Raw genomic sequence first — 5764 nt, 5'->3', positions numbered from 1 at the left:
TAGCTGGAACAACCGCTTTTACAAAATGAAAAACGGAGCTTAAATTTCCTTCCAGCATTTCATACCATTCACTGTCTGTGTATTCTATTAATTTTTTTCTTTCAAATACATACGGACCTGCATTATTAATTAAAACATCAATACGTCCAAATCGCTCCATAGCCTGCGCAACGACGTGTTCAATATCTGCTTTATTCGTTATATCCCCTTCTACAAACTGTACGTTGTCTTTATATTGATGCCATTCTTCTTGCAGTTCTCGCACTTTATTTTTATCACTCCGAAAATGGACGGTAACGGAATACTGCTTTTTTAAAAACTTTTCTGTTACCTTCTTGCCAATACCTTTATGACCCGCTGTAATCAATGCATGTTTCATCTACCTTCACCTCTTTCACTCTACTTATCTACTATATATATTAGACAGCTCCTTAGTTTCTCCTTTACTAACAGAAAAAAGCCCTTGACTAAAGGGCCTTTCTTTTACGGTCTTAACAAAATTTTCCCTGTACTTTTCCGGCTTTCAAGCAGCTCATGCGCTTTTGCTCCGTCTTTTAAATCGAACACCACGGGATCAGTTAACACAAGCTGACCTTTACTGATCCACTCAAACAGCTGCTGTGAACGTACTTTACGTTCTTCATAAGATACGAGCACGTTCCATAAGTCTCCGCCTGTAAGCGTTTTAGAGGTGTCMATCAGCATACGCGGGTCGACCGGGGCCGGATCGCCTCCTGCCATTCCGTAAAATACCACGGTTCCGCCTGTTTTTACGGCTTCAAAGCTTTTTTCTAGTGTAACTCCTACAGATTCATAGGCAACATCTGCGCCTCGCTTCGTTACTTCTTTCACTTGTTCCACCCAGTTATCTTTGTATAAAAAGACATAGTCAGCACCTGCTTGAGCCGCTACTTTTGCTTTTTCAGAAGATGACGTTAAGCCAATGACTTGTCCGCCTAATAGCTTGGCAATTTGAACTAAAAGCTGACCTACACCTCCAGCAGCTGCGTGAACAAGTACATAATCGCCGGGCTGAATGCTGTAGCTGTCTTGTGTTAAATAGTGAGCCGTTAACCCTTGTAAAAGCACAGAAGCGGCTGCGTCAAACGAAATATCGTCAGGTACGGCAATGATTTTATCTTGCGGCACGGCAACAAGCTCTGCATTTGCAAAAGGTACATCAGCAAACGCAATACGGTCTCCTACGTTAACGTGACTTACTTCTGCTCCTACTTCTTCTACTACACCTGCTCCTTCATATCCTAAAATATACGGAGGTGTACCCGTTAAGTGGTAGTTCCCTTTTCTTCGGTACACATCAGCAAAATTAAGTCCAATTGCTTTTGTTCTTACTAATACGTCTGTTGGACCAATAGAGGGGTTCGGTATATCTTGATAGTGCAGAACGTCAGGTCCTCCAAATCTTTCAAACACTAATGCTTTCATATATAAGTTACCTCGTTTTCTTTATGTATTCCCTTTCATCGTAATTCAAAGAGATAACAAACACAAGTTTCTGACTCAAGGGAAAAACGCTTTGTCTCCTAAGGAGATAAAGCGTTCTTTTACTTTGTTTGCTCTACAACTTCTCGCATCGTTCCATTTTTTTGATAAGACGTATGGAAAGAAAAGGCTTTTTCAAGAACGTGCGGTGTTTGTCCGCCTCGCGTGAGCGCTTCTTCGTAATACGCCATAAGCTGGTCGCGATACATTGGGTGTGCACAATTTTCAATGATTCGTTTTGCTCGTTCTCTTGGAGCGAGTCCGCGCAAGTCTGCGTATCCTTGCTCTGTTACAATTACATCCACATCGTGTTCCGTATGATCAACGTGCGAAACAAACGGCACTATGCTTGAAATATCGCCGTTTTTGGCAATGGATTTTGTTACAAAAATGCCGAGACGCGCATTTCGGGCAAAATCTCCTGAGCCTCCGATGCCATTCATCATTTTTGTTCCCATCACATGCGTGGAATTGACGTTTCCGTAAATGTCTAGCTCTAGGGCAGTGTTAATAGAAATCAGTCCTAAGCGACGAATGATTTCGGGATGGTTTGAAATTTCCTGCGGACGAAGAATAAGTTTATCTCGATAGGCTTCAAAATTAGAAAAAACTTGTTCCATTTTATCCGCTGAAAGCGTAATTGAGCAGCAGGAAGCAAACGTAACTTTTCCTGCGTCAAATAAATCAAACACAGCATCTTGCAATACTTCTGAATACACTTCTAAATCATGAAACTCTGAATCTAACAAACCGTGGAAAACGGCATTTGCCACAGATCCAATTCCAGATTGTAAAGGAGCAAGCGATTCAGTTAATCGCCCTTCTTTAATTTCTTCACGTAAAAATGAAATCAAATTTTGAGCCATCACAACCGTTTCTTCGTCAGGTGCTACAATCGTAGACGGTGAATCTAGCTGATTTGTAAATACAATACCCTTTACTTTATCTAAATCAATTGGTATGCCTAATGAACCAATACGATCATCAGATTTTTTCAAAGGAATTGCATCTCGCTGTCCTTGAACGCCCGGATCATACAGGTCGTGAATACCTTCTAACAGCTCTGGCTGCGCTGTGTTAATTTCAATAATAATAGATTTTGCATGCTCGGCAAACACCATCGAATTGCCAATTGACGTTGTTGGAATCATCATTCCGTCATCCGTAATAGAAACCGCTTCCAAAATAGCGAAATCTATTGAATCTAACACGCCTGAACGCACCCATTCAGAAGTATGCGATAAATGCTGGTCAATAAACTGAAATTCACCTTCATTAATTTTTTTACGCATGGTTGGGTCCGCTTGAAACGGCAGGCGCTTGTTTAACATGCCTTTTTCTGCAAATAGCTTATCCACATCTGATCCAAGTGAAGCACCGGTATACACGCTTACTTTTATCGGTTCTGTTTCCGCTCGTTTCGCTAACGCAAACGGTACAGCTTTGACATCCCCCGCGCGTGTAAAACCGCTTAGACCAAGAGTCATTCCATCTTGAATCCAAGACGCTGCTTCTTCAGCAGAGACAACGCGATTCTTTAGTGCTTCATCCTTAATTCGACTGCAAACGTTTTCCATTCTGTTCACTCCTTGTTTTTGCTCTTTTTTACCATTTTACTGTAAAGCGAGCGTACACAAGAGTTTTTGGAATGAAATGGACAAAAATAGCGATAAAACAGCATATTTGATGATAATTAAGCAAAATGACGGTTAAAACCCAAGGAGTTTTCGAAAATAGCTGGCGTACGACTGACTGACTGGAATTTTTTCTCCGTTGTTCATCACTAATAAAAAAGTTGAATGTGTATCAGGATAAATTTCTTGAATTTGCGTCACATTGACGATAAAAGAACGATGACAGCGCACAAACTCTTCTTTTGGAAGCACATAATCAAATTCATTTAACGTGTATTTATGCGTACCCGTATACTTCTGTGCGTACACATATGTTTTTCGGTCACGCGCTTCTACGTAGATAATTTTTGAGAAAGGAACCGGTATCCATCCCTCGTTCACCTTTAACGTCACAACTGACTTTCCGCTCGTTAACGCGGGAAAAATCGCCGTCACGCACCCTTGAACCTCTCCTTCATCTAAAAAAGGCACGGCCATGCCGTAGTAAGGCGTGCCAAACACGTCTCGGTGAATAAATTCCGATACTTTTTGCTTTCGTTCTAATGCTTTATATGTAATCGTCCCTTTTTTAATTTGATCTCCAGGGCTGATTTTTAAATTAATTCGTTTACTTGCGCGGTAATACACGTACGTTTCTAGATCTGACACGGCAATCGACGCTTCATCAGAGAACAATTCGCTGATAACGTCTAATAATGCTGAAGCTTTAAATGGTTTCATCTTTTCACCTTCTTTTGTCTAGTCAAACACGCTGCTTCTTTATTGTAGCTCAAAAGCAAAAGCTAGTGGGAAAGAAGCATGGAATTTATCTTTTCAACTGCATAAAGTTTCTATTTTTTCACAACATAAAACAATGAAATGAAGGAAGGGTGAAATGTATGGGCTATGCTGAATCGACGTTTCGAATCGCCTGTTCATTTTTTGTGCTGCTTCTTTTAACGCGGCTCATGGGAAAAACAGAAATCAGCCAGCTAAATGTGTTTACGTTTATTACGGCGATTACGATTGGTAATATTGCTTCTTCTCTCTCCACCGATGAGCGAGTAGAGATTGATAAAGGAGTTTATTCACTGCTAGGTTGGACATTTTTAACGATCGCTATGGGCTATCTTGGAATGAAATCGAAAAAAGCGCGGCATCTTATTACCGGTGAGCCTAAAATTGTGATTAAGCAAGGGAAAGTGATGGAAAAGGCGTTAAAACAAGTCCGGCTAGATATTGAATCTCTTTTAGGCATGCTGAGGCAGCAAAATGTATTTTCCATAAAAGATGTAGAATACGCCATATTAGAAATCAACGGAAACCTTTMCGTTATGCAAAAACAAGATAAAAAGCCGAACTCGTGGTCAAAAACGCTTTTATTCCCCACTTCAACAGGCGTTATTTACGATGGAAAAGCGAATGAAGATGCCTTGAAGGACCTGCATGTAGATAATAATTGGCTGCATAAACAGCTAGAAAAAGCGGGAGTCAACTCAATTGATGACGTCTTTTACGCTGAGGTTCAGTCCGACGGATCGCTTTACATTGACTATAAAAAAGACAAATTTAACTCATAAAAAAAATCCGTACCAAAAGGCACGGATTTTTTATTAGCTTGCTTTTTTTACACGATTTGTAATGGTATCTTCTTTTGGTGATGTTTTACGAATAAAGAAGGCTAAAACAAACGCGATCACACTTAAAATCGTTGCAATCATAAACGCATCGTTAATACCCATTGCCGTACCTTGATTCACAGCTTCAGCCATACTGCCTTTATCTGTCGGCAAAATTTGCTGATTCGTGACGATGTTTTTCACGTGTTTTTCACCTTGATTCATCATAATAGATACAAAGAACGCCATTCCTACAGCTCCAGCAACCATTCGAAGCGTATTAACCATCGCTGTGCCGTATTTATTTAAGCTAAGCGCAAGCTCATTTAATCCTGCTGTAAAGATTGGCATCATGAGCAGCGACATACCAAACATACGAACAGTATAAACAATCATTACATACATAAATGTTGTTGTTGTTTCAAGTTTTGTTAGTTCATATGTTGTTACAACGGTAATCGCTAAACCAATAACAGCAAGCCATCTTGCGCCAAACTTATCAAACAGACGTCCTGTAATCGGAGACATAATCCCCATTACAATTCCCCCTGGCAGTAACAGCAAGCCTGAAAGAAACGGTGAAAAACCGCGTACGTTTTGCATATAAATCGGCATTAAAATCATACCTGAAAACATTGCCATTGTCACAATCACGTTAATGATTGTTGTTAATGTGAACATACGGTAACGGAAAATACGGAATTCAAGAAGCGGCTGATCGATTTTTAACTGACGGAAAATAAAGAACAGAATTGAAATACCGCCTACAATGAACATGGCTAATACTTCAGTGCTGGTCCAGCCCTTTGTACCGCCCGTAGCGAACGCATAAAGCAAGCCGCCAAATCCAATTGTTGACAAAATAACGCCAAGCACATCTAGCTTAGGTCGGCTTGTTTCTGTCACGTTTTTCACTAAAATAATAGCCGCAATTACGTTAATAAGTGCAATTGGAAACATCATAAAGAATAAAACGCGCCATGAGTAGTGCTCAACTATTAAACCAGAAAGCGTCGGCCCTACTGCCGG

General features: G+C 40.4%; 6 protein-coding genes. 1 reads left to right on the top strand and 5 read right to left on the bottom strand.

The window, feature by feature from the left end; translation table 11 throughout:
* The 4 genes from AC1DRF_RS15090 to AC1DRF_RS15075 all read right to left on the bottom strand — a co-directional run.
* The coding region (locus tag AC1DRF_RS15090) for an SDR family NAD(P)-dependent oxidoreductase (protein ID WP_477741054.1) at positions 1-379 on the bottom strand (379 nt) is incomplete at its 3' end.
* 104 nt (positions 380-483) lie between these two features.
* Positions 484-1446: a quinone oxidoreductase family protein gene (locus AC1DRF_RS15085; RefSeq protein ID WP_477741053.1), complete on the bottom strand. Its 963-nt coding sequence runs from the start codon at positions 1444-1446 to the stop codon at positions 484-486.
* A gap of 119 nt (positions 1447-1565) precedes the next feature.
* Complete coding sequence (locus tag AC1DRF_RS15080) at positions 1566-3080, bottom strand: acetyl-CoA hydrolase/transferase family protein (protein ID WP_427076367.1); 1515 nt, start codon at positions 3078-3080, stop codon at positions 1566-1568.
* A gap of 132 nt (positions 3081-3212) precedes the next feature.
* Positions 3213-3857, bottom strand: a complete 645-nt coding sequence (locus tag AC1DRF_RS15075) for a LytTR family DNA-binding domain-containing protein (protein WP_050690645.1) — start codon at positions 3855-3857, stop codon at positions 3213-3215.
* A 158-nt stretch (positions 3858-4015) separates the two neighbouring features.
* On the opposite strand from AC1DRF_RS15075, the gene AC1DRF_RS15070 reads away from it, so the two are divergent.
* Complete coding sequence (locus tag AC1DRF_RS15070; RefSeq protein WP_477741052.1) at positions 4016-4696, top strand: DUF421 domain-containing protein; 681 nt, start codon at positions 4016-4018, stop codon at positions 4694-4696.
* Between the two features lie 33 nt (positions 4697-4729).
* Here AC1DRF_RS15070 and AC1DRF_RS15065 read toward each other — a convergent pair.
* A partial coding sequence (locus AC1DRF_RS15065; RefSeq protein ID WP_477741051.1) for a DHA2 family efflux MFS transporter permease subunit occupies positions 4730-5764 on the bottom strand: 1035 nt, incomplete at its 5' end.

It is taken from the genome of Priestia sp. P5_B4 (assembly GCF_056400385.1).
This window is presented reverse-complemented; position numbering and strand designations above follow the sequence as displayed.

Coding starts and splice junctions, on each gene's coding strand:
- AC1DRF_RS15075 (WP_050690645.1), bottom strand. CDS start 3,857: ATGAAACCATTTAAAGCTTCAGCATTATTAGACGTTATCAGCGAATTG.
- AC1DRF_RS15080 (WP_427076367.1), bottom strand. CDS start 3,080: ATGGAAAACGTTTGCAGTCGAATTAAGGATGAAGCACTAAAGAATCGC.